Origin of the sequence: Halorubrum sp. Ea8 (genome assembly GCF_002252925.1) — an archaeon.
Classification (GTDB): domain Archaea; phylum Halobacteriota; class Halobacteria; order Halobacteriales; family Haloferacaceae; genus Halorubrum.
Map to the genome: position 1 here is coordinate 18,183 of NZ_NHPF01000157.1, position 23,854 is coordinate 42,036.

Genomic DNA, 23,854 nt, shown 5'->3' on the forward strand with positions numbered 1-23,854 from the left:
GCGGGGGGGGTTACTCGGCGAGCGTCCAGGCGTCGTCGCCGGCGGACGCGGCCACGTCGCGGCGGACCATCTCGTCGAGCACCTCGTCGAGGCGGCCGGGCTGGGCGACCTCCATCTCGATGCGGCCGATGCTGTGGTACTCCTCCAAGTAGTGGCGGACGTCCTCGCGGTCGAAGGTATCCCGGTCGGCACGCTCCATCGCGCCCTCGGTGAGGTCGATCATGTCCTCCAGGAAGTTCCACGGGTAGACGACCCACGTCCACTGTTCGAGCCGCTCGCCGACGAAGTCAGGCTGGAACTCGGAGGTGCCGAGCAGCTGGAGCGTCGCGGTGCGGATCTCGGCGGCGTCGCGGTCCTCGACGTACTCCTCGGCGCGGCGGATCGAGCCGCCGGTGTCCGCGATGTCGTCGATGATCAGGACGTTCTTTCCGTCGACGCTCCCCTCCGGCATGGGGTAGCGGATCTGGGGCTCGTCGGTCTTCTCCGCCGCGCCGACGTAGTGCTCCATCTTGAGGCTCGTGAGGTCGTTGAGCCCGAGGAAGTCGCAGACGCACCGCCCCGCGAACCAGCCCCCGCGAGCGAGCGCGACGACCATGTCCGGCTCGAAGTCGGCCCGTTTCACCGCGTTCGAGACGTTGCGGCAGAGCCCGTAGATGTACTCCCAGTTGGTGAGGGTGCAGTCGAAGTCGTCCGGGAGGTCGCTCATACGGCCGTTCCTCCCACCCGCGCGCTCATAAGGGTTTAGCAACGCCGCCGGAGAGGAGAGCGAGGCGAGCACTTCGGCGCGGTTCACTCGGAAAACGCTGCGGTGGCGCGTGCCTCCGAGTGGCCGCCCTCGGCGGCCGCGAGGAGCACGCGCGAGCGACGAGGCTGGGGAGGCGTGAGGTACGGTCGCGGTGCAGGCGGGCGGGACTCAAAGGGGCAGCCGGGAGGCGGGCGCAGGCGACGCAAGCACCGCAACGAGGGAGCGAACGAAGTGAGCGACCGAGTGAGGAGCACAGCGAGCGTGCGCCCGCCTCCCGGCTGGGGCTTTGGAGGTGTTCTCCGTCGGTCCGTAATCAACGATTTATAACCGTGCGACCGGAGCTTTGGAGGTGTTCTCCGCACCACCGACGGGAACGACGGAGAGAAAGGGGCCACGAACGCCGGAATCCACCCAACTCCGGCGGTAATACACGACGTATCGGTCCCGACACGATTTAGGTGGCCCGCCCGCAACGGGTCGGTAATGAATACTCAGGCCGCGACGGAGGAGCGGACGGTCGTGATCGGGCTGGAGGTCCACGTCCAGCTCGAGACCGACACGAAGATCTTCTGCGGCTGTTCGACGGAGCCCGGAGACGAGGAGGAACCGAACACGCGCACGTGCCCGACCTGCCTCGGGCTCCCGGGCGCGCTGCCGGTCCTGAACGAGGCCGCCGTCGAGGCCGCGGTGAAGGTGGGGAAGGCGATCGACGCCGACATCCCCGAGACGACGACGTTCCACCGGAAGAACTACTACTACCCCGACCTGCCGAAGAACTTCCAGCTCACCCAGTACGACGCCCCGATCTGCCAGTCCGGCGAGCTCGAGGTCCGCGTCGACGGCGAACCGCGGACCGTCGGGATCACCCGCGCGCACCTCGAGGAGGACCCCGGGAGCCTCCAGCACGCCGGCGGCTCCATCGAGTCGGCGACGCACACGCTCGTGAACTACAACCGCGCCGGGACGCCCCTGATGGAGATCGTCACGGAGCCCGACTTCCGGTCGCCGGCGGAGACCCGAGCGTTCCTGGCGAAGCTGGAGGAGGTCCTCGAATATCTCGGCGTCTTCGACCCGACCCGCGACGGGAGCCTGCGCGTCGACGCCAACGTCTCCTTAGTCCCGGCGGACCGGGTCGCCGACGACGGGGCGATCACCGACGACGCCCTCGCGGACGTGAACCGCGCGGAGGTGAAGAACATCTCCAGCCACAAGGGCGCCGAGCAGGCGCTCGCGTACGAGGTCACCCGACAGGAGAACGTGCTCCGTCGCGGCCGCGAGATCGAACAGGAGACGCGCCACTGGGACGAGTCGCGCGGCGTCACCGTCTCGATGCGCTCGAAGGAGGCCGAGAAGGACTACCGCTACTTCCGGGAGGCCGACCTCCCGGCGCTGGAGGTGTCGGACTGGAAGGAGCAGATCCCGATCCCCGAGCTGCCGGACGCCCGGCGGGAGCGCTTCCGCGAGGAGTACGGGCTCGACCGCGAGTCCGCCTCGAAGCTCACCTCGACGAAGGCGGTCGCGGACTTCTTCGAGGACGTCGCCGAGTCGTTCGACCCAGACCTCGCCGCGACCTGGGTCGCCGACAACCTGCTCGGCGAGCTCAACTACCGAGAGATGGCGATCACGGACGTCGAGGACCGGCTCGACGAGTTCACGCGCCTGATCGAGCTGGTCGACGCCGAGGAGCTCACCGTCAAGAACGCCGAGGAGGTCGTCTTACGCGAGATGCTCGACGCGGGCGAGGACCCCGAGACGGTCATCGAGCGCGAGGGGCTCGGCGTGGCCGACTCCGGCGAGGTCGAGGCCGCCGTCGACGCCGCGATCGACGACAACCCGGACGCGGTCGCCGACTACCACGACGGCGACGAGGGCGCGATCAACTTCCTCGTCGGTCAGGTGATGCAGGCGACGGGCGGCAGCGCCGACCCCGGACAGGTGAACGGGCTGCTCCGCGAGCGGCTTGACGGGTAACCGAATGCGTACCACCGACGAGGCGCTCCGCCGATGAACGTCGCCGTCGATGTCGTCGGCGAGGGGACCCGCGAGGTCGACCTCGACGCCGACGCGACCTACGCGGACCTCATCCGCGAGGCGGGATACCACCCGCAGGAGGCGTCGGCCCTCGTCGACGGCTCGCCGGTCCCCGGCGACCGCGTCGTCGACGCCGAGGAGGTCCGGCTGCTCCGACTGGTAAAGGGAGGCGCGACGGACGGCGACGCGAGGGACCGGACCGCGGCGAACGACGGCGCGTGAGCGGGGAGCGAGACGCGGACGGCGCGGACGGTGCAGACGACGCAGACGGCGCGGACGGTGCAGACGACGCGGACGGCGCGGACGGTGCAGACGACGCGGACGGCGCCGGCGACACCGCGGCGACGGCCCCCGGCGGGTTCGCGGTCGAACCCGCCGACCCCGACGACCGGCTCGACGTCCTCCGCGTGCTCGACGCCGCCATGCTGGAGACGGACCCCGAAGTCGTCGACGCCGCGATCGACGCCGGCGACGCGCTCGTCGCCCGATTCGAACGGACGGGCGCGGTCGTCGGCGCGCTGGTCGCGACGCGACCCGAACCGGAGCGACTCCGCGTCGACGCCGTGGCCGTCAGGCGGGCGCGTCGCGGTCGCGGGGTCGGCTCCGCGCTCGTCGCCGCGGCGGTCCGGCGCGCCGAGCGCGACGCCGGTGTCTCGGTCGTCTCCGCGGCGTTCGACCCCGGTCTCCGGGGGTTCTACGAGGGACTCGGATTCGCCGTCCGGCCCGTCGACGCCGCTACCGACGCCACGGGCCGGGGTTCGGACCGCCTCGCGGGACGGGTGCCGGTGAACGGGCGCGACCGGTCGTGAACCGCCCGCAAGCGGCGCGTCCGACTCCCGGCTGACTGACCTTTTTCTACGTGGTATGTGTACACATATCTCACTCAAGAATGCCCTCTACATCCGGCTCATCCGAGACGTCCGGTGGTACCGACGTCGAGACGGCGGACTCCGAGGACGGTCCGCGGCTTCGAGTAACCGCGTCGGTGGGCTCGGCGAGCGACCGCCGTCCCGGCTACCACCACCGCGTCCGCGTCGCCGCGCTCGCGGCCGAACGCGAAGCGCTCGACGAGCAGGTGGACGCGCTCAGGGCCGAGATGGAGGCGCTCGAAGCGGAGGTCGAAGCGCTCGAACGAACCGTCGAGTCGAAGGACCGACAGCGACAGCAGGTGATCGACAACTACGAGACGATCGTCGCGAACCGATCGGAGCCCGACCGCGAGTCCGAGTCGGAGTCCGCGACGGCGGCGGAGTCGACGGGGCGGGGACCGCTGGCCGCGGTCGCGTCGCGGATCAAACGAGTGATAGCGCGGGTACGGCACTCGGACGAGTAGCCGGAGCCCGCGTCCGATCGGGGGGAGCTCGCATCCGATGTCCATTTCCGGGTCGACCTCCTCGTTCCGGGTATGAACGCCGATTCGCCCGCGGTTTCGACGAACGCCCGACCGCGATCCGTGGTGGGAGACGTATGAGCGGAAAAGACGAGTACTACAACCGGTCGAAACAGCAGGGGTACCGGAGCCGGGCCTCCTACAAGCTGAAACAGCTCGATGAGAAGTCGGACCTCTTCGAGCGCGGCGACACCGTCGTCGACCTCGGGGCCGCCCCGGGCGGGTGGCTCCAGGTCGCCGCCGAGGAGGTCGGCGAGTCGGGGACCGTCGTCGGCGTCGACCTCCAGCGCATCGACGACCTCGAGGAGCACGACGTGGAGACGATCCGCGGCGACATGACGGAGGAACGCACCCGTCACTACCTCCGCGAGGCGGTCGGCGAGGGCGGCGCGGACGTGGTGCTCTCGGACATGGCGCCGAACATGACCGGCGAGTACTCCCTCGACCACGCCCGGTCCATCCACCTCGCGCGGCAGGCGTTCGACGTGGCCGAGGAGCTGCTCGCGCCCGGCGGCGACTTCGTGGTAAAGGCTTTCCAGGGAGAAGACCTCGACGCCTTCCGCGAGGACGTCCGCGCGGAGTTCGAGTACCTCCGGACCGTCTCACCGCCCGCCTCCCGGGACTCCTCCTCGGAGGTGTACCTCGTCGCCAAGGGGCTCAACACCGCTCCCGTCGAGGCGGGCGACCGGCTGGAGGTGACGATCGAGGAGCTCGGCGACGAGGGCGACGGGATCGCGTACGTCGAGGGGTACTCCGTCTTCGTCCCCGGCGCCGGGGTCGGCGAGACGCTGACTGTCGTCATCGACGAGGCGAAGCCCCGGTTCGGCTTCGCCGAGCGCGTCGACGACGGCGAGTAGCGGCCCTCTTTTCGGCCGGTCGGCGACGAGTAGCGGCCCGCTTTTCGGCCGGTCGGCGACGTATCGCTCAGGAGGCGTCCGGGCGCCGGGCCCACTCGCGGAGGGTGAACCCCTCGTAGTCGGTCTCGTCCGCCACGCGCCACTCCGTCTCGTCCCACGCGGGGAACCGAGTGTCGCCCTCGTAGGCGCCGTCGATGTGGCTGAGGGCCATCCGATCGACGTGCGGCTGGAACAGCTCGTAGATGGCCCCGCCGCCGAGGACGTAGACGGGGGCGTTCGGGTCGGCGTACGGAACGTCGTCGGCCGGGCCCGTTCCGGCGGGCGACGTCTCGCCGGCGACGGCGGCGTCCGTTCCGCCGGCGACGCCGTCCGCCGCTCCGAGGCCGGCCCGCTCGCCGACGAGCTCGCGGGCGAGCGAGATCGCCTCGTCGACGCCGTCGGCGACCACCGCGGTCGGCACGTCCACCGCGTCGACGCTGCGGCTCACGACTATCTGTCGGCGTCCGGGGAGGTCGCCGCGCATGGAATCGAAGGTCCGTCGACCTAAAATGACCGGCGAGCCGGCGACGCGTTCGCGATACTGGCGGATGTCCTCGGGGAGATCCGGCCACGGGACGCCGCCGTCGTTCCCGATCACCCGGTTCTCCGCGAGCGCGGCGACGCTGACGAGTTGCACGGGATCGGTAGGGGCGGCGGCGGTAAAAAGCGGTCGGGGCGTCCCCGGCTACTCCGCGAGGCCGAGCAGGTCGAACGGGTAGCCGTTGTCGACCGCGTCGGCCTGCTCGTAGACGACGCGGGCGGCCGCCACGTCTTGGATCGCGAGGCCGGTGGAGTCGAAGACGGTGACGCCCGCGACGCCCTCGGCGCCCGTCCCGGGGGCGCTCCCGCCGGCGTCGATCCCCGCCCGACCGGGGCGGGTCCCGACGACGATCTCTCCGATCTCGCCGTAGATGTCCTCGTCCGTGAGCGTCCCCGTCGCGTAGGGGACGTTGATCTCGCCGGAGTGGGTGCACTGCTCGTGGTCGTCGATGACGACCGTGGCGTCCAGCAGGAGCTCGTCAGCCAGTTCGTGTTTCCCCGCGGCGTCGGCGCCCATCGCGTTGATATGGGTGTGATCGCCGACGTCGTCGGCGCCGACGACTGGGTCCTCGACGGGCGTCACCGTCGAGAGCACGTCGCAGTGACCGGCCTCACTGATCGAACCCGCCCGCACGTCGAACCGGTCGTCGAAGGCGTCGACGAAGCGAGCGACGCGCTCCTCGTCGAGATCGCTCACGACGACCTCTCGGATGTCTCGGACCTCGGCGATGGCCTCCAGTTGGGTGTACGACTGGACGCCGGCGCCGACAATCCCGAGCGAGGTCGCGTCGGGGACCGCGAGGTGGTCGGTGGCGACGGCGGCGGCCGCGCCCGTTCGCTTCATCGTGAGCGTCGTGCCGTCGAGGATCGCCAGCGGGAACGCCGTCTCGGGGTCGGAGTAGATCATCGTCCCCATCACTGTCGGGAGGTCGTGGTCGGCGGGGTTGTCGGTGTGGACGTTCACCCACTTGATTCCGGCCGCGTCCCAGCCGGTCTCCTCGTCGGTGTCCTCGGTCCTGACGTCGAGGTAGGCCGGCATCGACCGGAAGTCGCCGTTGTACTCCGGGAGGTCGATGTACGACTTCGCGGGCATCTTCGCGTTCCCGCGCTCGTAGGCGGTGAACGCGCCGCGCACCGCGTCGATGACGCGGTCCATGCGAGCGTTCTCGTCGACGTCGTCGGCGTTCAAAAGCAGCGTCTGCATGTCGCAAGCTTTGCCAGAGGAGTACTTGAACCCTGTTGAATCGACGGCGGGGACGGGGACCCCGGAGTCGGACCCACAGGCGGCGATGCGTCGGGTGTCCACCGGAAACGCTGCGTCAGTGGTTCCGTTGGAACCCGTAATCGAGAAAGTATTCGCACATTCTACTGATATTATATATTAAGCTGACACAGGATTTTAATACCTCGGTGCGCCTTCGAAAGACGATGACTGACGAAGTCGAGACCGGGTTCGAGAATCCGGTAACTGAGGTATGCTCTCCCCAGCAGATGCTGGAGTCAGATCACGTCTACGAGGTGTTAACTCATGCTCGGCGTCGATACGTCTGTTATTCGCTTCTCGGAGACGCGGAGCGGTCGCTGACCGATCTGGCGACGAAGATCGCCGGGTGGGAGAACGACGTCCCCGAACGCGCGGTCACCGAGCGACAACGAGAGCGGGTGTACATCGCCCTCTATCACGCGCACGTCCCCAAGTTGGTCGAGGAAAACGTCGTCGCGTTCGACGAGGCGAGCGAGACGATTTCGCCCGCCGAGAACGCCGACCGAGTCCTGGCGGCACTCGAAGGGACGGGGAGCGCTCTCGACGGCGATCGACGGGCGCACGGTCGCGGTTCCAGGGATGACGGGGACCGGTGACCCCGCGGCGACCGGTGATGGCGATCCGCTTCCCGACGGAGGCGCTCGCTGGCGTCAAGTCGTCGAGCGACGCCACGAACCCGAGCGAGACGACGGACTCACGACGGCGATCGTCTCCGCGATCGCGGACGCGGGGAACGTCTCTCCGAGCAGCCTGAAATCCCCGCCGTTGTACGAGGTGGTCGACGCGGCCGAAATCGAACAGGCGTTCCTCGGTTTGAACGCCGGTGAGAGCGCCCGAAGAGGGACGGGAAGCGTCGAGTTCCGCTACACCGAGTACCTCGTCGAAGTCGGGAGCGACTGGTGGATACGGGTCTACGAGCGGATCGAGGCGGGGGACCCGGATCCGAATACGTCGCCCGCGGAGGAGGTCGACGACGCCGGCGGACTGTGATCGAACGGTCCGCCCGTCAGACGGGCTCCGGAATCGCCGACGACTGCGGGGAGACGGGCTCCGGAATCGCAGACGACTGCGGACGCGAACGGCGCGGAGGGCCGGGAACACGATTATACGGTCTCACCGTCCATATCGACCCATGAGTCTCTCGCTCGACGCCGACCAACTCGATCGGTACTCCAGGCACGTCATCATGGACGAGGTCGGCCCGGAGGGGCAGAAGCGGCTCCTCGACGGGCGCGCCCTCGTGGTCGGGGCGGGCGGGCTCGGCGCGCCCGTCGTCCAGTACCTCGCGGCCGCGGGCGTCGGGACGCTCGGGGTCGTCGACGACGACGTCGTCGAGCGCTCGAACCTCCAGCGACAGGTGATCCACGGCGACGCCGACGTGGGCGAGCCGAAGGTCGACTCCGCGGCGCGGTACGTCGACCGACTCAATCCCGATATCGACGTGGAGACGCACGAGACGCGCCTCGACGAGGGGAACGTCCACGACCTCTTGGCCGGGTACGACCTCGTCGTCGACTGCGCGGACAACTTCCGGACGCGGTACGTCGTCAACGACGCGGCCCGCATCGAGGGGCTCCCCGTCGTCCACGGAGCGATCTACAAGTTCGAGGGGCAGGCGACGACCCTCGTCCCCGACGGCCCCTGCTACCGGTGCCTGTTCCCCGAGGCGCCCGAGCCCGGAACGGTTCCCGACTGCGCGGCGACGGGCGTGCTCGGCGTGCTTCCCGGCACGGTCGGCTGCATCCAAGCGACCGAGGCGATCAAGCTCCTCCTCGACGCCGGGGAGACGCTCGACGGTCGGCTCCTGTTTTACGACGCGATGGACCTGACCTTCGAGACCGTCCCGTATCGTCGCAATCCGGACTGTCCGGTGTGCGGCGACGACGGTATCGAAACGATCGACGGGATCGACTACTCGGGCGGCTGTCGCGTGGACGCGGACTAGCGGTCGCGTCGCTCCCGCCGCGATCCGTGGACGCGGCCGGCCGAAGCGGGGTCGATCCGACCGCCGCTCACAGCGAGCGCTCGGTCATCGTCGGGCCGCCCGCGGCGCCCGAGCCGTCGGCGGCGAACCCCGACCGGACGCACCACCGGCAGTAGCGGAAGTCGGGGCGGTTCTCGGCCCCGCAGTGCCGGCAGACGACGGTCTTCCCGTCGACGTCGAGCGGCGGCGGGTCGCCGTTCGGGTCGGCTCCGGTCGCCGCCGAGCCGGCGTCGGCGCCCGCGGCGAACTCCGGACCGGCGGCCAGGGCGCCGTCCGCGTCGCCCTCGGCGTCCGCGTCCGACGGCGACGAGTCGCCGGTCGAGCCGAGCGCCCCGGGCGGCTCCCAGTCCCGTCTCGCGAGGAACCACGCGAGCGCGACGTTGGCGGCGAGCACCGCGACGAACACCGCGGCGACCGGAAGGAGGTTACCTCCCGTCATGTGTCGTGTGTTAGCAGGCGAGGAATATATGACCAGCGGTGAGCGCGGGGTGATCCGTCCCGGTCCGCCCGAGGGGCCGTCCGCTCTCGTCGGGATCCGCTCCGGTCCCGAGCGGCGGTCCGCTCCGGTCCCCGGTACTCTTACCGCGGCCCGCCGAACGGGAGGGCGTATGAAGGAGATCGTCCACACAGACGCGGCGCCCGAGGCGGTCGGAGCCTACAGCCAAGCGACGACGACCGGCGAGCTCGTGTTCACGGCCGGGCAGATACCGCTGACGCCCGGCGGCGACCTGCTCGACGACGCGCCGATCGCCGAGCAGACGGAGCGGGCCCTCGACAACCTCGTCGCCGTGCTCGACGAGGCGGGCGCGACGCCGACGGACGTGCTGAAGACGACCGTCTTCCTCGACGACATCGACGACTTCGACGAGATGAACGAGGCGTACGCGGGCTACTTCGACGAATCGCCGCCGGCGCGGTCGGCGGTGCAGGCTGGCGCGCTCCCGAAGGGCGTCGGCGTCGAGGTCGAGGCCGTCGCCGCCGTCGAGTAGATGGGCGGCGAGGGCGGCGAGGGCGGCGAGGGCGGCGAGGACGGCGAGGACGGCGAGACCGGAGGGAGAGCAGACGCGGCGGAGCCCCCCGCACGGCCGACGAGGCGCGCCAGAGCGAAATCGGCCGCGCTGTGGGGTATCGTCGGCGGATTCGCCGTTCTCGTGCTCTCGCAGGGGTTCCTGATCGTCGCGGGCGACCTCCCCGTCGGATACGGCGGGATAGTCGGGTTGGCCGCGGCGGTCTCCGTCGCGTCGGGCGGAATCGCTTACGCGGCCGAGCACCGACTGCGGGCGAAGCGCGTGAAGAGAAGGACTTAACAGTCACAGCGGATTACCTCAGACTGAGCCAGGATGGCCGAGTGGTAAGGCGCACGCCTGGAAAGCGTGTTCCCTTCCGGGATCGGGGGTTCAAATCCCTCTCCTGGCGTTCCTTGACGACGCAAACCGACGAGCGACGCGTGCCGTCTCCGCTTCGTCGCTCAACGTCCTCGTCCCTCCGTCGCTCAACGTCCTCTGACGTCGCTAGACCGGTCGTACGTCGCTGAACCGTCTCGTATCTCGACAAAAGACTCATATGTGTGGGTATAGTTGACACGGGTGACGATGCCAGACACGAAATCGGGTCGCGAGCGGAAAGGGAGGAACAAGCGCCGACAGCTGGAGAGCCGCCTCAACCGACGCGAGCTGGACGCCGCCGAGGAACCGCCGGAACCGTCCCTCGACGAGGTCGACTCGGAGTACCTCGACGAGGACGAGTTCGATCGGTGAGCGCTCGCGACCGAACGCCGCCCCCCGCTTTTCATCCGTGACTGAACTCCGCGAGCGACGCGTCTACGCCGCTTCCTTCCGAGGTTGACGCGCCCGCGCCGCTTCCTGCAGAGGTCGACCCGACGCCGAGAGCCGCGTGTCGTCGGTCGCGTACCTCGGTATCGCGGCGAGCGACGAGCGACGACACATATAAACGAGCCGGGTTCAGCGGTCGTGCTCCGGTGAAGATCCGTGCTAACTATCCTCATAAATGTCGAGAGAGCGAACCGGAGTCATGCGGTTTCCGAGGCTCGCGGACCGTCGGTCCGGGCTCCGCTCGATCGCTCCTCAACGACGGGTTTATATAGAATCACAATCAATCAAACGCTGTATGAGCCAGCGAATGCAGCAGGGTCAGCCGATGATCATCATGGGCGACGACGCCCAGCGCGTCAAGGACAAGGACGCACAGGAGTACAACATCTCCGCGGCGCGCGGCGTCGCCGAGTCCGTACGCTCGACGCTCGGACCGAAAGGGATGGACAAGATGCTCGTCGACTCGATGGGCGACGTCACCATCACGAACGACGGCGTCACCATCCTGCAGACGATGGACATCGACAACCCGACCGCCGAGATGATCGTCGAGGTCGCCGAGACGCAGGAGGACGAGGCCGGCGACGGCACGACGAGCGCGGTCGCGATCGCGGGCGAGCTGCTTAAGAACGCCGAGGACCTCCTCGAGCAGGACATCCACCCGACGGCGGTCATCAAGGGCTTCAACCTCGCGAGCGAGTACGCCCGCGAGCAGGTCGACGAGGTCGCCACAGAGGTCGACCCCGACGACACGGAGACGCTGAAGAACGTCGCCGAGACGTCGATGACCGGGAAGGGCGCCGAGCTCGACAAGGAGACCCTCGCCGACCTCGTCGTCCGCGCGATCCAGGGCGTCACCGTCGAGGCCGACGACGGCTCCCACGTCGTCGACCTGGCGAACCTCAACATCGAGACCCGCACCGGCCGCGCGGCCGGCGAGTCCGAGCTCCTCTCGGGCGCGGTGATCGACAAGGACCCCGTCCACGACGACATGCCGACCGACTTCGAGTCGGCCGACGTCCTCCTCCTCAACGACCCGATCGAGGTCGAGGAGGCCGACGTCGACACCTCCGTCAACGTCGACTCTCCCGACCAACTCCAGAAGTTCCTCGACCAGGAGGAGAAGCAGCTGCGCGAGAAGGTCGACCAGATCGTCGACAGCGGGGCCGACGTCGTCTTCTGCCAGAAGGGGATCGACGACCTCGCACAGCACTACCTCGCGAAGGAGGGCATTCTCGCGATCCGCCGCACGAAGAAGTCCGACCTGGGCTTCCTCAAGAACGTGCTCGGCGCGCCGATCGTCACCGACCTCGACTCGCTCTCCGCGGAGGACCTCGCGGTCGGCTCGATCGAGCGCGACGAGGAGGAGGGGCTGTTCTACGTCGAGGGCGAGGACGCCCACGGCGTCACCCTCCTGCTGTACGGCACGACCGAACACGTCGTCGACGAGATCGAGCGCGGCATCGAGGACGCGATCGACGTGGTCGCGACGACCGTCTCCGACGGCCGCACGCTCCCCGGCGGCGGCGCCATCGAGGTCGAGCTCGCCCGTCGGCTCCGCGACTACGCCGACTCCGTCTCCGGCCGCGAGCAGCTCGCGGTCGAGGCGTTCGCCGACTCGTTGGAGCTCATCCCCCGCGTGCTCGCCGAGAACGCCGGACTCGACGCCATCGACCTCCTCGTCGACCTGCGCGCGGCCCACGAGGCCGGCGACGCGCACGCCGGGCTGAACGTCTTCTCCGGCGAGGTCGAGGACACCGCCGAGGCCGGCGTCGTGGAGACGGCCCAGGCGAAGGAGCAGGCGATCGCCTCCGCCGCGGAGGCCGCGAACCTCGTGCTGAAAATCGACGACATCATCTCCGCGGGCGACCTGTCGACCGGCGGCGACGACGACGAGGGCGGCGCCCCGGCCGGCGGCATGGGCGGCATGGGCGGCATGGGCGGTGCGATGTAAGCGAGGTTCCGTAGGAAGACACCACCAGCGACCCGCTCCGACCGCGTACCGCCGTTCGAACACGCACGCTCGCGTTTCCCCGTTTTCGTTTTTTCACGAACCAGTCACGGAGAGCCGCGGCGCTCGTCGGTCGAGCGTTGCGAGCAGAGAACTGCGCAAGCCGCGGCGGCGTTGTCACTAAGCGGCTGATAAACGGGGAAATCCGGCGGGACCGCGGTCGGCTTACTTGCCCTGACGGTCGTTGCCGGTGACGCTCGGACGGGTCTTCTCCGTGCCCTTGCCGCGCGTGCGCTGGCCGCGGCCCTTCGTGCCGGCAGAGGTGAGCCCGCGGAAGGCGCGCCCGCGGTGGTCGTCCGAGGTGATCCACCCGAGGTCGTCGTCGTTCTCGATCGCGGGGTGGGCGGGGTCCACGAGGATCACTTCGTGCCACTTCTGCGAGCCGTCCTCGCCGACCCAGTAGGAGTTGAGCACGCGGAGGTTGCGGTACTTCCGCGAGGCGCGCTCCTCGGCGATCCGGTGGATCGACTTGCGGCGCGAGAGTCGGTTGACGCCCTGTCGCTTCGAGCGGCGACCGGCCTTGTGACGCTGCTTGCGCGAGCCGCCCTTGCGGACGCTCACGCGAGCGACGATCACGCCCTGCTTGGCCTTGTAGCCGAGCTCACGGGCCTTGTCGAGGCGCGTGGGGCGCTCGATGCGCTCGATGGCGCCCTCGTCGCGCCACTGCTGTTTTCGCTGCCACTGCAGCTCTGCCAGTTTCCCCTCCTTGGGGGACCGCCACGCCTCCTTGATGTGCGAGTAGAAGCTTCGTGCCATATGTTGTCCGCGGACGGTTGCGATTCAGCCGCGAAGCGGCCACATTTCGTCTCGTCCCGGGGAGCGTCGACGGCGTTGACGAGCTCCGCTCGTCAGCCCATCAGACGCGGTCTGATGACGTCGACGAGGCCCCGGCGGCGAGTGCCCGCTGTGTCCGCACCAGCGAGTTGCTCGTACTTCCCGCGGTTCGCCCTTAACCGCTTCGCTACGGCGTTCGCGTGGGTTGGCGTGGCACGCGAGAACGCGGCCGCGTCGTCATAACCCTGAGCGATCGATGGGGCGCTCACCGACGCGGAGCGATCGATGGGGCGCTCACCGACGCGGAGCGATCGATGGGGCGCTCACCGACGCGGAGCGGGTCACGCGTCGACGAACAGCCCGTCGACGACCGTCTCGATCAGCGCGTCCTCGACGCGCTCGTAGGCGGCGTCGCTGTCGGCGCCGATCGGCGCGTTCCGCGAGCGCGCGGTGAACACGAGCGAGACGAACAGCTCGTCGATCAGCTGCGGGTCGTCGTATCGGAACGCGTCGAGATCGGCCAATCGGCCGGCGAACGGCAGCCCCGAGTCGTACGCCGCCGACTCGATCCCCCCATCCTCGCCCTCGGCGTCGGCGATCCGGTCCTGTAGCTCGCGGAGCTCCCCGTCGACGATGAGCGAGGAGATGAGGGGGTTCGACCGCACCTCCGCGAGCGTGGTCTTCAGGAGGACCCGCACCTCCTCGCGGGGCGTGTCCACCGCCGCGACCGCCTCCGCGATCGACGCCTCCAACTCCTCGCGCTCCGCGACGAGCACCTCGACGTACAGCGCCTCCTTGGAGTCGTAGAAGCGGTAGAACGTGCTCGTACCGATGTCGACCGCCTCGGTCACGTCCTTGATCCGCGTGCGCTCGAATCCGAAGCGCTCGAACAGCTCTCGGCCCGCCGCCACGAGTTCCGCTCGAATGCGCTCGCGCTCCTCGCCGGAGAACCCGCTCATCGCTCGTCCTCGTGGCCGTGGACGCCGACCGATCTATGTGCGCTCATGTCCGTCGCTACGAATCCAAAAACAAAGACGTTATTGATTCGTAGGTTCACGATCAGACGTGAAACGCGCGGCTGCGACGCACGGCCCGGTTCGACGCGATCGGCCGAAGCGGACTCGTGACCCCGGCTCGACGCCGGATCCGGGCCGCCCGGCCCCCGACGCGGGGCCGCGGGACGCCGCCGCGACGTTCGATTCAGCATGAGACGCAACACAGTTCTCGTCGTGATCGTGGTACTGGCGCTTGTAACGAGCGGGACGGCCGGGTTCGCCGTGGGGGCGACGCCGACCGGGGAGGCGAGCGCGGCGAGCCTCGACGCGGACGCGGCGGTCGCGACGCCGAGCGCCGGCGCCGCGACCGGCGGGACGACGCCCTTCCAGACGGGAGGCGGGCTCGTCCGAGGCTCGCCCGAGCTGAGCGTGACGACCCCGAGCGCGACCCTCACTCCAGGGCGGACGAACGAGCTCACCCTGCAGATATCGAACGACGGCGACATGGACCTCGGCACCGGCCAGACGCGCGAAATCGTCACCACCGCGCGAAACGTCCGCGTGACCGCCGACGCCGGCGGCACCCCCCTCGACGTCGAGACCGGCACCCTCGCGATCGGCTCGGTCACCGAGAACCGGCCGGGCGAGGCGACCGTCGCGGTGAACGTCCCCGAGGACGTCGAGCAGGGGAGTTACGAGCTCGACGTCGAGCTGGAGTACTCGTACACCTACCAGCAGTCCGGCGGCGTCACCATCGACCGCGAGGAGACCGTCGACGCCGAGGTCGACGTCCGCATCTCAGACGACGCCCGCTTCGAGGTCGTGAACGTCACGACCGACGCCCGGATCGGGGGCGAGGGAACCCTCGAAGCCGAGATCGAGAACGTCGGCGCCGACGTCGCCCGCGACGCGACCGTCGCCTTCGAGTCCGCGAGCGGCGGCCTCGCGTTCGGCGAACGCGCCAGCGACGCCGCCCGGATCGACGAGCTGGCGCCCGGCGAGACGACGACCGTGCGGTACGATGTCGGGTTCGCACCGGGCGCGCCCGTCCGCGAGTACGCGCTGAGCGGGACCGTCACGTTCGAAACGAGCCAGGGCCTCCAGCGCGTCGACGAGAGCGTCTCCGCCGGCGTGGTCCCCGGGCCCGAACAGCGCTTCTCGGTCACCGGCGTCGAGTCCGACCTGCACGTCGGCGAGGAGGGCGAGATCACCGGCACCGTGACGAACGAGGGGCCGGACGAGGCACGCAACGTGGTGATTCAGTTCGCCGAGCAGTCCCAGAACGTGATCCCCATCGAGCGCAGCGTCGCGGTCGGCACGCTGGCGCCGGGCGAGTCCGGCGAGTTCCGGCTCCCGGTCGAGATCGGCGAGGAGGCGAAGGCGATCGACCGGACGGCCGACATCGCGGTCCGGTACCGCAACGCCGAGTTCGAGACCCGCGCGTACCAGGACGTCGAGCTGCTCTACGAGGTGCAGCCGGAGCGGGACCAGTTCCTCGTGGAAGTCGACGACCGCGAGATCGAGGCGGGCGGACAGCGCGCCCTCGAGGTGACGCTGACGAACAACCTCGACGAGCCGGTCCGGGACGTCGAGGCGCGGCTGTTCGCCGACTCCCCCCTCGACAGCGGCAACGACGAGGGGTTCGTCTCCGAGCTCGCGCCCGGCGAGTCGACGACCCTCACCTTCGACCTGTCGGCGGCGGGCTCGGGCACGGCGAAGACGTACCCGATATCGTTCGACTTCCGCTACGACGACGCGGACGGTAACAGCCAACTGTCGGACACGACCCGGGTGCCGATAACCGTCGTGGAGGGCGAGGGCGGGTTCCCCGTGGGGCTCGGTCTCGTCGCCCTCGTCGCGGTGGTCGTGATCGGAGCCGGCGCGTACGTGCTCCAGAGGGAATAGATGGGTCGAGCGGGCCAGTGGGTCGAGGCGAACGTCGAGCGGCTCAACGAGCTGATCGTCACGCGACCGCGGGCCGTCGTCGCGCTGTTCCTCGTGGCGACGGCCGTCTTCGCCGGCGGGATGACCGCCGTCGAGACGCAGACCGACGCTACTGAGGGGTTCTCCGAGGACCTCCCGGAGCAGGAGGCGCTGGACGCGATCGAGACCGAGTTCGAGGACCCGTTCGCGACCGACGAGGAGACCACGCAGCTGATCCACGACGGAACGAACGTCCTCGACCGCGAGGAGCTGCTCACGATGCTCCGGCTGTTAGAGCGGCTCGACGAGCGGGAGGACCTGCGCGTGGCGTCCGCGAACGGCCCCGCGACGGTCGTCGCGCAGACGCTCGACCCGACGGCGCGGACGCCGGCGGCCCAGCGGCGCGCGGTCGAGTCGGCGACCGACGCGGAGGTCCGGCGGGCGATCCGGCGGGCGAGCGAGAGCGAGCGGTTTTCGGCCGTCGTCTCGGACGACTTCAACCCGAACTCGGCGTCGGCGTCGACGACGGTGACGGTGATCTCCCACGACGTCCCGAGCGGCTTCGACGACCTGCAGGGGCTTCAGACGGACGTCCGCGCGCTCGCCGACGACAGCCCGGCCGACGTCCGCGTGTTCGGCTCCGGGATCATCAACGCCGAGACGGGGCAGATCATCGGCGACTCGCTGCTCATCGTCATGCCCATCGTCGTGGTCCTGCTGTTGGGCTTCCTCGTCGTCGCCTACCGGGACCCGATCGATCTCGCGCTCGGGCTGTTCGCGCTGTTGATGACGCTGATCTGGACCTTCGGATTCCTGGGCTTCTCCGGGATACCGTTCGACCAACAGCAGATCGCGGTGCCGGTGTTGCTGCTGGCGGTCGGCGTCGACTTCGGGATCCACTTCGTCAACCGCTACCGCGAGGAGACGGTGCAGGGGTACGACGCCGTCCCCGCGATGCGGATCGCGGCGAACCAGCTGGCGATCGCCTTCGTCATCGTCACCGTCACCGCGGTGTTCGGGTTCGGCGCGAACGTCGTCTCCGACCTCGACCCGATCCGGAACCTCGGGGTCGTCTCGGCGGTCGGGATCGTGTTCACCTTCCTGATCTTCGGGCTGTTCCTCCCGGCGGCGAAGCTGGAGATCGACCGGCTCCGCGAGCGCTACGGCGTCCCGGAGTTCGGGTCGACGCCGATCGCCTCGGAGGAGTCGGCGCTCGGCCGGTTGCTGTCCGTCTCCGTGACGGTCGGCGAGCGCGCGCCCGCGGTGTTCATCGCGGTCCTCCTCGTCGCCTCCGCGGGGCTCGGCGCGTACGGCGCGGGCATCGACACGACGTTCGAACAGGAGGACTTCCTCCCGCCGGAGGAGGAAGCGGGGTACGTGGAGTACATCCCGGAGCCGTTCGCCCCCGGCGATTACACCGTGACGGAGACGCTGAACCTGCTCGAGGACAACTTCGCGGCGAGCCAGGACGCGTCGATAACGATATTTGTAGAGGGGTCGTTACGCGAGGACCACGCGTTAGAGGCCCTCGCAGAGCCCAACGACGATCCCCCGGGGACGCTCGCCGTCGGGCCGAACGGCGGGGCCGAGACGACGAGCATCCTGACGGTGATACGGTCGCACGCGCGGTCCGACGAGGAGTTCGCGGCGTTGGTCGCGCGCAACGACAGGGACGGAAACGGGATACCCGACCGGAATCTCGAACGCATCTACGAGGAGCTGTTCGACTCGCCCGCCGGGGACCGGGCGTCGCGGTATCTCACCGACGACCGCCGGGGGGCACAGATCGAGTACACCGTCGAGAGCGGCGCGACGCAGAGTGAGATCGCCGCCGACGCGAGCGAACAGGCGGACCGGTTCCGCTACACCGCGACCGCGACCGGCCAGATCGTCGTCTTCGACGCGATCACGGGGATCATCTTCGAGTCGGCGATTCAGGGCCTCGTCCTCGCCGTGGTGTTGACCGGCGTGTTCCTCGTGATCACCTACGGGGTCTTAGAGGGGATGCCCCTGCTCGGGATCGTGAACGTGTTCCCGATCGTGATCGCCGTCGCCTCGTTGGTGGGAACGATGCGGCTGCTCGGGCTGCCGCTCAACGCCCTGACCGCGACGATCCTCTCTATCGCGATCGGGATCGGGATCGCCTACTCCGTCCACATCACCGCCCGGTTCATCGACGAGTTCAAAGAGAACGACGACGTCGCGGCCTCGCTCCGCACGACGCTGACCGGGACCGGCGGCGCGCTCACGGGTAGCATGCTCACGACGGCGCTCGGTACGGGCGCTCTCGCGCTCGCCATCACGCCCGTGCTCGGCGACTTCGGGCTGTTGATCGCGTTGAGCGTCGTCTACTCGTTCGTGCTCTCGGTGGTCGCGCTGCCGCCGGCGCTGTTCCTGTGGGACGACTATCAGAACGGCGGCTCGGTCGTCGGCCGCGCCCGCGACGCTTAAGGGCCGACCCCGAGAGCGGTTCGCCGTCGCGCCGCCCGCGCCGTTCGTGCGCCGGGAGCGCCCACCTGCAAGAAGGTCAAGCCCGCGGAGGCCGTACAAGTCCCCCGGCGCGGTCGAACGCGGGGCGAAAGCGCAACCTCTCGTTGCGGCCGGCTGAAAGCCGCCGGCGACTCCTGCGACTTCGGGTAGGGGGTCGTACCCGACCGCGTCGCGTTCCCCCGACGCTCCGGGCGGTTACCCCGGCGTCGGCTCGCCGCGGGTCGACCCGCGGAGGCACACGCCGCGCTCGCGCGGCCCGCGATCAGACCGATCGACGGCGACGACCGCGAATCGACCGAACCGCGACGCTGCCCGGACGATATTCCCGAGAGAGTCCTCGAATAAGAACGCTCTTAGTAATCCGGAGTGGACGGAACGATATGCCCAAGATAAGCGTCGAGATCCCGGGCGAACTGCTCGAGGACCTCGACGAGCACGTCGGCGACGACGGGAAGTTCGTGAACCGCAGCGACGCCGTCAGAGCGTCGATCCGGAAGACGCTCGATCTGCTCGACGAGATCGACGCGCGCCACGGCCGGCTCGAAGCCGCGAGCGACGAGGCGAGCGATGAGTAGCCGGACGCGGGGCGCCACCGGGACCGGCGGCCCCTTCGCGGTCGACCCCTTCGACCGCGCCGCGCTCGCGGCGGTCGGACTGATCACCCTGTTCGTCGTCGCGCTCGCGACCGCACAGCTCACGGCCGCGAAGGTGATCGCGCTCCCGCTCCCGGTCGCGCTCCCGGTCGTCGGCCCCGAGATCACCCTTCCGGGCGCCGCGCTCGCGTACGCGCTGACGTTCCTCGCGTCCGACTGCTACGCCGAGCTGTACGGCCGCCGCGCGACGCAGGTGGTCGTCAACGTCGCGTTCCTCGCGAACTTCCTCGTGCTCGCCTTGGTCTGGTCGACGCTCGCCGCCCCGGGCGTGAACCCCGAGGTCTCGGCCGCGTTCGAGACCGCGCTCGCCCCGGCGACCGGGGTCGTCGCCGGTAGCCTGCTCGCGTACGTGGTGAGCCAGAACTGGGACGTGTTCGTCTTCCACGCGATCCGCGACCGCACCGGTCCCGACATGCTGTGGCTGCGCAACGTCGCCTCGACCGCGACGAGTCAGGCGCTCGACACCGCCATCTTCGTGAGCGTCGCGTTCTACGCGGCGCCGATCCTGCTCGGCACCGGCGAGCCGTTCGACCCGTCGCTCCTCCTCGCGCTCGGACTCGGCCAGTACCTCCTCAAACTCGCGATCGCCGTCCTCGACACCCCGATCGTCTACCTCGTCGTGGGCGCCGTTCGGGAGTAACCCCCCTCCGGTTACTCGCCGGTCAGTCGCTCCCGACGGCCAGCGCCCGCGCGGCTCGCCCGGGCAGGGTCGCCGACACGCGCTCGAAGGAGTCGCCGGCGTCGCCGGTGCGATACAGTCCCTCGTCGTGCAGCGCCCAGATCTCTCCGGACTCCCGCCCGCTCGCGAGGACCGCTCGGTAGGTGCCCTCGCCGGTGGGGATCCCCCGGTCGTCGAGCCGCTCGAAGCGCGGCCCCGAGGCGGAGTCGACGCCCGGAGTCCGGCGATACAGGTACGCCTCGCCGCGGCGGTGCGCCGCGCCCGCGCCCGACGCCGCGCTCACGAGGACGGTCTCCGGGTCGCCGGGGTCGACGGCGATCCCCCACACGTAGCCGTGGGCGAGCCCAGCGTCGACGGCGCGCCACGTCTGCCCCCGATCGCGGCTCTCCGCGAACCCGTCGCCCGCGGCCGCGTAGACCCGGTCGGGCGCGTCCGGGTGCGTCGCGAGCGCGTGGTTGTCGCGCCGGGAGCCCTCGGGCCGGTCGACCCACGTCTCCCCGCCGTCCGGCGTGACGACGAGCGCGCCCGCCTCGACGCCCACGAACCACCGCTCCGGGTCCGCCGGGCAGGGCTCGATCCACCGGACGTGGTGGGTGTCCGGACGCGGCGGGAACGACCACTCGGACGCCGACGGAACGGCGGTCAATCCCCCGACCGGCTCGACCGTCTCCCCGCCGTCGGTCGAGCGGTAGACCCGCGATGGCTCCGTTCCGATCCAGACGACCGAGGGGTCGTGCGGGCTCGCCGCGACCGCGGTGACCGCGTCCGGGCCCGAGCCGCCGGGTCCGAGCGTCTCGGCGGCGACCCGGTCGAACGTCTCGCCGCCGTCGACGGAGCGGAACAGCCCGGCGTCGAACGTCCCGGCGAACACGCGGGCGCGGGCGGCCGCGGGCCGGGCCCCGTCGCTCCGCTCGGCGCCGGGAGCGATCAAGAGGCACTCGACCGCGCGGTCCGCCAGCCGCTCGTCGACCGCCCCCGTCTCGGGGTCGACGACTCTGAGCCCGTCGTCGTAGGCCGCGTAGACGCGTGTGCGCATGGTACGGAGTTCGACGCGTCGCGACAAAAGCCTTCGACGGGCGCAAGAGACTTACCCGGCGCTGCCGTGTGAACGGTAAGCATGGATCTCCGCGTGCAGGGTGACGTTCCCCCCGACCCGTTTCTCGGCGCCGCCGACCTGTTCGAGACCGAGTGCTCGCTGGCCGACCCCGTCCACGTGAAGGTGCGCGGGGACCCCGACGAGCGGACGTGGGCCGGTCACTACGACGGCTACCACGTCCTCAACGTCTCGAAGCGCGCCGCCACCAGCGCGATGGCCCGCGAGCTGGCCGTCCACGAGCTCTCGCACATGGCCCGCTACGAGGAGGGCCACGCCTCTCACGTCCAGTCGACCGAGGAGGCGCTGTACTTGGGCCTCGCCGGGGAGAAAGTGGAGCGCCGCAAGCTCGCTCACTGCTACCAAATCGCGAACCACATGAAAGACATCTACGCCGACGACATCACCCTCTCCGTCGCGCCCGCGGACAAGCTCCTCGGCTTCCTGGAGTCCACCCTCGCGGCGGCGGTGGCCGACCGCCCGGCCGTCTCGCGGGACGGCTCGCCGCCCGTGACGGCCGGCGCCGACCCGGAGATCACCGCGGTCAACGCCGCGTTCGCGCTCGCGCTCATCGAGCGCCACGACATCGCCGGCCCGGACCACCGGATCTACGACCTCGCGCGCGCCGCCGGCAGCGACACCGATTCGGTCGACGTCGACGCGTTCAAGGAGCGGTTCCTCGCGCTCGGTCCCGACCCCACCGAGAGCGACTACCGCAAGGCGCTCGTCGGCGCCGCGCGGGCGTACGCGGTGTGAGAGCGCGGGGAAGGGTTGAGGGCGACGGTTCAAACGCGGTACGAGCGACTGGGGACGATCATTTATAAATGAACAGTGCGGTCGGCGCGTGCCTGCGAGGCCGCCTCGCGGCCGAGGAGCACGCGCGAGGGAGTCGCTGGCGCCGTCGGCGCCAGCGACGAGGCTGGGGCTTTGGAGCCGTTCGCCGGAGATCTGGTTTCAACCGCGTACGGCCGAGCGGCTGGGACCTCACGGATGTACTACGCGCCGCTGGCGACGACGGTTATTTATAAATCGACACGGTGTCGGCGAATCCTCTCCGCGCCACTGACGAAAACGTCCGTTTGACATCCTCCCCGCCCTGAAGGGCGAGGATTCCCGCGTTGGGATATTAAGATTCGCGGTTAACAACCTGTTCTCGTGGGGCGAAAACACCCTCACTACGGTCGAACAGGTGAACCGCTGGCTGTGCCAACCAGCCGTTATCCCTATCACCGCCATCTGTGGCGAGACTCGGGAGTACCTTTTGTCGAATGTTCTCCGCACCGTTCACGTCCGCGTTCGCAACCGTATCGCACTTCTCACACACGTACAGACCGCGTTCAACTCGCTGGTTGTCATCTGTGTGGCCGCACGCCGAACACGCCTTCGACGTATCGCGTTCGGACACCAACTCCACGTCGATGCCTTCCGCTTCAGCCTTGTAGTGCAGAAGCGTCGTGAATCGGTCGAACGCCCACCCGTGCAAGTCGAGATTACCGTGGTCGCCCCAATTTCGGGGTTTGCCGTTCTTGTTGCCTTCTCGGATGCCGCCGAGGTCGCCCACGACAAGGGTTCCGACGCCTCGTTCGACGCACTCCTCTACGATTGCTTTCGAGAGTGCGTGCAAGAAGTGCGTCCGGCGACCCGTTCGCTTTCGGTCAAGACGGGTAGCCTCACGGGACGAAGAATCGTCGCACTTGGCTTTCTTCTTCGTGAAGTAGTATTCGTCTTCTTTGAGTGCGCCACCGGGATACAACACGGATTCTCCGCCGAACGAGACGGCGGCGAAGTTGCATATCCCGAGGTCTACACCAGCTACCTCATCGCCCGGTGGTTCCGGGTCGATGGTGGTGCGACAGATGAATTGAAGCCGCCACTCGTCGCGTTTGTAGACGGCTCGAACTTGTTGAATGTCCCACTTGGTCAGGTCAACGTCCGGACGAGTCTGGTACTCGCAGAGGATGAAGTCTGAACGGTGTTCTTTGAGGTTACGGCCTTTCGAGAGGCGGACACGGGTGAACTGTCCGTCGTGCTTGAAACCAGCCGATTTGAACGACACGGTTGAACGTGGGTGAGAGTCTCCGTTTTTGCGGTAGCCGGGCGGTCGGGCACGGTTGTCGCCGTTCCGGCGCTTACCGAACCAGCCGTTGAACGCTTCAGCGAGTTCTTCGAGAACGCGCTGACTGGATTGAGAATGCAAGTCCGTGTAGCGTTTGTGGCCTTTGAGTTCGGCTTTGAGTTCCCCATCATCGGGAATCTCGCCCGTTTCGTCCCACTGTTCTTGTGCGTAGTAGCGACCGACGTTCCAGAGCTTTGAGGCAGCCCATCCGAGTTGGTCGAGGCCGTCACGAACCTGTTGCTGGTTCGTAATCGTAGCCTCGAAGGTTCGGATGGTTCGACCCATTTTCTGGCTTCATAACTGGTTATGCGTACCGTTTTGTTAATGATATCGGTTGGCGTGGCATATCGGGCTGTGCTATCGAACGCGGTCAGTGGAGGGTTTGTCGGCTGTATCCCCGCCCTGAAGGACGGGGTTTTAGCCTTGTAACTTTCATAA

At 68.9% G+C, this 23,854-nt stretch carries 25 protein-coding genes and 1 tRNA gene; 18 read left to right on the forward strand and 8 right to left on the reverse strand.

Going from position 1 to position 23,854, the window contains the following annotated elements:
• Window positions 1-10: 10 nt before the first annotated feature.
• Window positions 11-706 carry a phosphoribosyltransferase gene (locus tag DJ74_RS17750; RefSeq protein WP_094525009.1) on the reverse strand — a complete coding sequence of 232 codons (696 nt, stop codon included), beginning with the start codon at window positions 704-706 and terminating at the stop codon, window positions 11-13.
• A 522-nt stretch (window positions 707-1,228) separates the two neighbouring features.
• On the opposite strand from DJ74_RS17750, the gene gatB reads away from it, so the two are divergent.
• From gatB to DJ74_RS17775, 5 genes are all read left to right on the forward strand, one after another.
• A complete protein-coding gene (gene gatB, locus DJ74_RS17755) occupies window positions 1,229-2,716 on the forward strand; it encodes an Asp-tRNA(Asn)/Glu-tRNA(Gln) amidotransferase subunit GatB (protein WP_094528149.1) in 1,488 nt (495 codons plus the stop codon).
• A 33-nt stretch (window positions 2,717-2,749) separates the two neighbouring features.
• Entirely contained in the window at window positions 2,750-2,998 is a 249-nt protein-coding gene (locus tag DJ74_RS17760) for a ubiquitin-like small modifier protein 2 (protein ID WP_094528151.1), read from the forward strand.
• Window positions 2,995-3,585 (forward strand): GNAT family N-acetyltransferase, encoded by a 591-nt coding sequence (locus tag DJ74_RS17765; protein WP_321166845.1) that lies wholly within the window; start codon window positions 2,995-2,997, stop codon window positions 3,583-3,585. The genes DJ74_RS17760 and DJ74_RS17765 overlap by 4 nt, the downstream gene beginning before the upstream one ends.
• 80 nt (window positions 3,586-3,665) lie before the next feature.
• Window positions 3,666-4,109 carry a hypothetical protein gene (locus DJ74_RS17770; RefSeq protein ID WP_094528153.1) on the forward strand — a complete coding sequence of 148 codons (444 nt, stop codon included), beginning with the start codon at window positions 3,666-3,668 and terminating at the stop codon, window positions 4,107-4,109.
• A gap of 134 nt (window positions 4,110-4,243) precedes the next feature.
• On the forward strand, window positions 4,244-5,023 hold the full coding sequence (locus tag DJ74_RS17775) for a 23S rRNA (uridine(2552)-2'-O)-methyltransferase (RefSeq protein ID WP_094528155.1): 780 nt from the start codon (window positions 4,244-4,246) through the stop codon (window positions 5,021-5,023).
• Window positions 5,024-5,090: 67 nt separating this feature from the next.
• Here the strand turns inward: DJ74_RS17775 and DJ74_RS17780 are convergent, their stop codons facing one another.
• Together DJ74_RS17780 and DJ74_RS17785 are read right to left on the reverse strand one after the other, a co-directional pair.
• A complete protein-coding gene (locus DJ74_RS17780; RefSeq protein ID WP_094525014.1) occupies window positions 5,091-5,699 on the reverse strand; it encodes a dihydrofolate reductase in 609 nt (202 codons plus the stop codon).
• Between the two features lie 48 nt (window positions 5,700-5,747).
• The gene (locus DJ74_RS17785; RefSeq protein ID WP_094525015.1) at window positions 5,748-6,806 is read right to left on the reverse strand and encodes an ornithine cyclodeaminase family protein; all 1,059 of its coding nucleotides are present in this window, start codon (window positions 6,804-6,806) and stop codon (window positions 5,748-5,750) included.
• A 224-nt stretch (window positions 6,807-7,030) separates the two neighbouring features.
• On the opposite strand from DJ74_RS17785, the gene DJ74_RS17790 reads away from it, so the two are divergent.
• The 3 genes from DJ74_RS17790 to DJ74_RS17800 all read left to right on the forward strand — a co-directional run bounded on the left by DJ74_RS17790 (window position 7,031) and on the right by DJ74_RS17800 (window position 8,811).
• Window positions 7,031-7,462 carry a hypothetical protein gene (locus tag DJ74_RS17790; protein ID WP_094525016.1) on the forward strand — a complete coding sequence of 144 codons (432 nt, stop codon included), beginning with the start codon at window positions 7,031-7,033 and terminating at the stop codon, window positions 7,460-7,462.
• Window positions 7,446-7,856 carry a HalOD1 output domain-containing protein gene (locus DJ74_RS17795; RefSeq protein ID WP_094528157.1) on the forward strand — a complete coding sequence of 137 codons (411 nt, stop codon included), beginning with the start codon at window positions 7,446-7,448 and terminating at the stop codon, window positions 7,854-7,856. Before DJ74_RS17790 ends, DJ74_RS17795 begins: the two co-directional genes overlap by 17 nt.
• A gap of 142 nt (window positions 7,857-7,998) precedes the next feature.
• The gene (locus DJ74_RS17800; protein ID WP_094525018.1) at window positions 7,999-8,811 is read left to right on the forward strand and encodes a molybdopterin-synthase adenylyltransferase MoeB; all 813 of its coding nucleotides are present in this window, start codon (window positions 7,999-8,001) and stop codon (window positions 8,809-8,811) included.
• A gap of 67 nt (window positions 8,812-8,878) precedes the next feature.
• Here the strand turns inward: DJ74_RS17800 and DJ74_RS17805 are convergent, their stop codons facing one another.
• Window positions 8,879-9,289 carry a hypothetical protein gene (locus DJ74_RS17805; RefSeq protein WP_094525019.1) on the reverse strand — a complete coding sequence of 137 codons (411 nt, stop codon included), beginning with the start codon at window positions 9,287-9,289 and terminating at the stop codon, window positions 8,879-8,881.
• Between the two features lie 169 nt (window positions 9,290-9,458).
• On the opposite strand from DJ74_RS17805, the gene DJ74_RS17810 reads away from it, so the two are divergent.
• The 5 genes from DJ74_RS17810 to thsB all read left to right on the forward strand — a co-directional run bounded on the left by DJ74_RS17810 (window position 9,459) and on the right by thsB (window position 12,636).
• Window positions 9,459-9,839 carry a Rid family detoxifying hydrolase gene (locus tag DJ74_RS17810; RefSeq protein WP_094528158.1) on the forward strand — a complete coding sequence of 127 codons (381 nt, stop codon included), beginning with the start codon at window positions 9,459-9,461 and terminating at the stop codon, window positions 9,837-9,839.
• Window positions 9,840-10,157: a hypothetical protein gene (locus tag DJ74_RS17815; RefSeq protein WP_094528159.1), complete on the forward strand. Its 318-nt coding sequence runs from the start codon at window positions 9,840-9,842 to the stop codon at window positions 10,155-10,157.
• Between the two features lie 27 nt (window positions 10,158-10,184).
• Window positions 10,185-10,266: transfer RNA gene (locus DJ74_RS17820), tRNA-Ser, on the forward strand.
• Window positions 10,267-10,442: 176 nt separating this feature from the next.
• Window positions 10,443-10,607 (forward strand): hypothetical protein, encoded by a 165-nt coding sequence (locus tag DJ74_RS19360; RefSeq protein ID WP_170938361.1) that lies wholly within the window; start codon window positions 10,443-10,445, stop codon window positions 10,605-10,607.
• A 382-nt stretch (window positions 10,608-10,989) separates the two neighbouring features.
• On the forward strand, window positions 10,990-12,636 hold the full coding sequence (gene thsB, locus DJ74_RS17825; protein WP_094528175.1) for a thermosome subunit beta: 1,647 nt from the start codon (window positions 10,990-10,992) through the stop codon (window positions 12,634-12,636).
• A gap of 222 nt (window positions 12,637-12,858) precedes the next feature.
• Here thsB and DJ74_RS17830 read toward each other — a convergent pair whose 3' ends face one another.
• Together DJ74_RS17830 and DJ74_RS17835 are read right to left on the reverse strand one after the other, a co-directional pair.
• Complete coding sequence (locus DJ74_RS17830) at window positions 12,859-13,449, reverse strand: 50S ribosomal protein L15e (RefSeq protein ID WP_094525022.1); 591 nt, start codon at window positions 13,447-13,449, stop codon at window positions 12,859-12,861.
• A 359-nt stretch (window positions 13,450-13,808) separates the two neighbouring features.
• Window positions 13,809-14,426: a TetR/AcrR family transcriptional regulator gene (locus DJ74_RS17835; RefSeq protein ID WP_094528161.1), complete on the reverse strand. Its 618-nt coding sequence runs from the start codon at window positions 14,424-14,426 to the stop codon at window positions 13,809-13,811.
• A gap of 246 nt (window positions 14,427-14,672) precedes the next feature.
• Between DJ74_RS17835 and DJ74_RS17840 the strand changes: the two genes are divergently transcribed.
• From DJ74_RS17840 to DJ74_RS17855, 4 genes are all read left to right on the forward strand, one after another.
• Window positions 14,673-16,367, forward strand: coding sequence for a COG1361 S-layer family protein (locus tag DJ74_RS17840; RefSeq protein ID WP_094528163.1), 1,695 nt, complete (start codon window positions 14,673-14,675; stop codon window positions 16,365-16,367).
• Window positions 16,368-18,836 carry an RND family transporter gene (locus DJ74_RS17845; protein WP_094525025.1) on the forward strand — a complete coding sequence of 823 codons (2,469 nt, stop codon included), beginning with the start codon at window positions 16,368-16,370 and terminating at the stop codon, window positions 18,834-18,836.
• A gap of 419 nt (window positions 18,837-19,255) precedes the next feature.
• Complete coding sequence (locus tag DJ74_RS17850; RefSeq protein ID WP_094528165.1) at window positions 19,256-19,450, forward strand: CopG family transcriptional regulator; 195 nt, start codon at window positions 19,256-19,258, stop codon at window positions 19,448-19,450.
• Window positions 19,443-20,168, forward strand: a complete 726-nt coding sequence (locus tag DJ74_RS17855; protein ID WP_094528167.1) for a queuosine precursor transporter — start codon at window positions 19,443-19,445, stop codon at window positions 20,166-20,168. Before DJ74_RS17850 ends, DJ74_RS17855 begins: the two co-directional genes overlap by 8 nt.
• A gap of 22 nt (window positions 20,169-20,190) precedes the next feature.
• Here DJ74_RS17855 and DJ74_RS17860 read toward each other — a convergent pair whose 3' ends face one another.
• A complete protein-coding gene (locus DJ74_RS17860) occupies window positions 20,191-21,243 on the reverse strand; it encodes a hypothetical protein (protein ID WP_094528169.1) in 1,053 nt (350 codons plus the stop codon).
• 81 nt (window positions 21,244-21,324) lie between these two features.
• Between DJ74_RS17860 and DJ74_RS17865 the strand changes: the two genes are divergently transcribed.
• The gene (locus DJ74_RS17865) at window positions 21,325-22,056 is read left to right on the forward strand and encodes a DUF5781 family protein (protein ID WP_094528171.1); all 732 of its coding nucleotides are present in this window, start codon (window positions 21,325-21,327) and stop codon (window positions 22,054-22,056) included.
• Window positions 22,057-22,426: 370 nt separating this feature from the next.
• Here DJ74_RS17865 and DJ74_RS17870 read toward each other — a convergent pair whose 3' ends face one another.
• Window positions 22,427-23,701: an RNA-guided endonuclease TnpB family protein gene (locus tag DJ74_RS17870; protein ID WP_094524433.1), complete on the reverse strand. Its 1,275-nt coding sequence runs from the start codon at window positions 23,699-23,701 to the stop codon at window positions 22,427-22,429.
• Window positions 23,702-23,854 lie beyond the last annotated feature (153 nt).

Coding starts and splice junctions, on each gene's coding strand:
- DJ74_RS17750 (WP_094525009.1), bottom strand. CDS start 706: ATGAGCGACCTCCCGGACGACTTCGACTGCACCCTCACCAACTGGGAG.
- gatB (WP_094528149.1), top strand. CDS start 1,229: ATGAATACTCAGGCCGCGACGGAGGAGCGGACGGTCGTGATCGGGCTG.
- DJ74_RS17760 (WP_094528151.1), top strand. CDS start 2,750: ATGAACGTCGCCGTCGATGTCGTCGGCGAGGGGACCCGCGAGGTCGAC.
- DJ74_RS17770 (WP_094528153.1), top strand. CDS start 3,666: ATGCCCTCTACATCCGGCTCATCCGAGACGTCCGGTGGTACCGACGTC.
- DJ74_RS17775 (WP_094528155.1), top strand. CDS start 4,244: ATGAGCGGAAAAGACGAGTACTACAACCGGTCGAAACAGCAGGGGTAC.
- DJ74_RS17785 (WP_094525015.1), bottom strand. CDS start 6,806: ATGCAGACGCTGCTTTTGAACGCCGACGACGTCGACGAGAACGCTCGC.
- DJ74_RS17790 (WP_094525016.1), top strand. CDS start 7,031: ATGACTGACGAAGTCGAGACCGGGTTCGAGAATCCGGTAACTGAGGTA.
- DJ74_RS17795 (WP_094528157.1), top strand. CDS start 7,446: ATGACGGGGACCGGTGACCCCGCGGCGACCGGTGATGGCGATCCGCTT.
- DJ74_RS17800 (WP_094525018.1), top strand. CDS start 7,999: ATGAGTCTCTCGCTCGACGCCGACCAACTCGATCGGTACTCCAGGCAC.
- DJ74_RS17805 (WP_094525019.1), bottom strand. CDS start 9,289: ATGACGGGAGGTAACCTCCTTCCGGTCGCCGCGGTGTTCGTCGCGGTG.
- DJ74_RS17810 (WP_094528158.1), top strand. CDS start 9,459: ATGAAGGAGATCGTCCACACAGACGCGGCGCCCGAGGCGGTCGGAGCC.
- DJ74_RS17815 (WP_094528159.1), top strand. CDS start 9,840: ATGGGCGGCGAGGGCGGCGAGGGCGGCGAGGGCGGCGAGGACGGCGAG.
- DJ74_RS19360 (WP_170938361.1), top strand. CDS start 10,443: ATGCCAGACACGAAATCGGGTCGCGAGCGGAAAGGGAGGAACAAGCGC.
- thsB (WP_094528175.1), top strand. CDS start 10,990: ATGCAGCAGGGTCAGCCGATGATCATCATGGGCGACGACGCCCAGCGC.
- DJ74_RS17830 (WP_094525022.1), bottom strand. CDS start 13,449: ATGGCACGAAGCTTCTACTCGCACATCAAGGAGGCGTGGCGGTCCCCC.
- DJ74_RS17835 (WP_094528161.1), bottom strand. CDS start 14,426: ATGAGCGGGTTCTCCGGCGAGGAGCGCGAGCGCATTCGAGCGGAACTC.
- DJ74_RS17840 (WP_094528163.1), top strand. CDS start 14,673: ATGAGACGCAACACAGTTCTCGTCGTGATCGTGGTACTGGCGCTTGTA.
- DJ74_RS17845 (WP_094525025.1), top strand. CDS start 16,368: ATGGGTCGAGCGGGCCAGTGGGTCGAGGCGAACGTCGAGCGGCTCAAC.
- DJ74_RS17850 (WP_094528165.1), top strand. CDS start 19,256: ATGCCCAAGATAAGCGTCGAGATCCCGGGCGAACTGCTCGAGGACCTC.
- DJ74_RS17855 (WP_094528167.1), top strand. CDS start 19,443: ATGAGTAGCCGGACGCGGGGCGCCACCGGGACCGGCGGCCCCTTCGCG.
- DJ74_RS17860 (WP_094528169.1), bottom strand. CDS start 21,243: ATGCGCACACGCGTCTACGCGGCCTACGACGACGGGCTCAGAGTCGTC.
- DJ74_RS17865 (WP_094528171.1), top strand. CDS start 21,325: ATGGATCTCCGCGTGCAGGGTGACGTTCCCCCCGACCCGTTTCTCGGC.
- DJ74_RS17870 (WP_094524433.1), bottom strand. CDS start 23,701: ATGGGTCGAACCATCCGAACCTTCGAGGCTACGATTACGAACCAGCAA.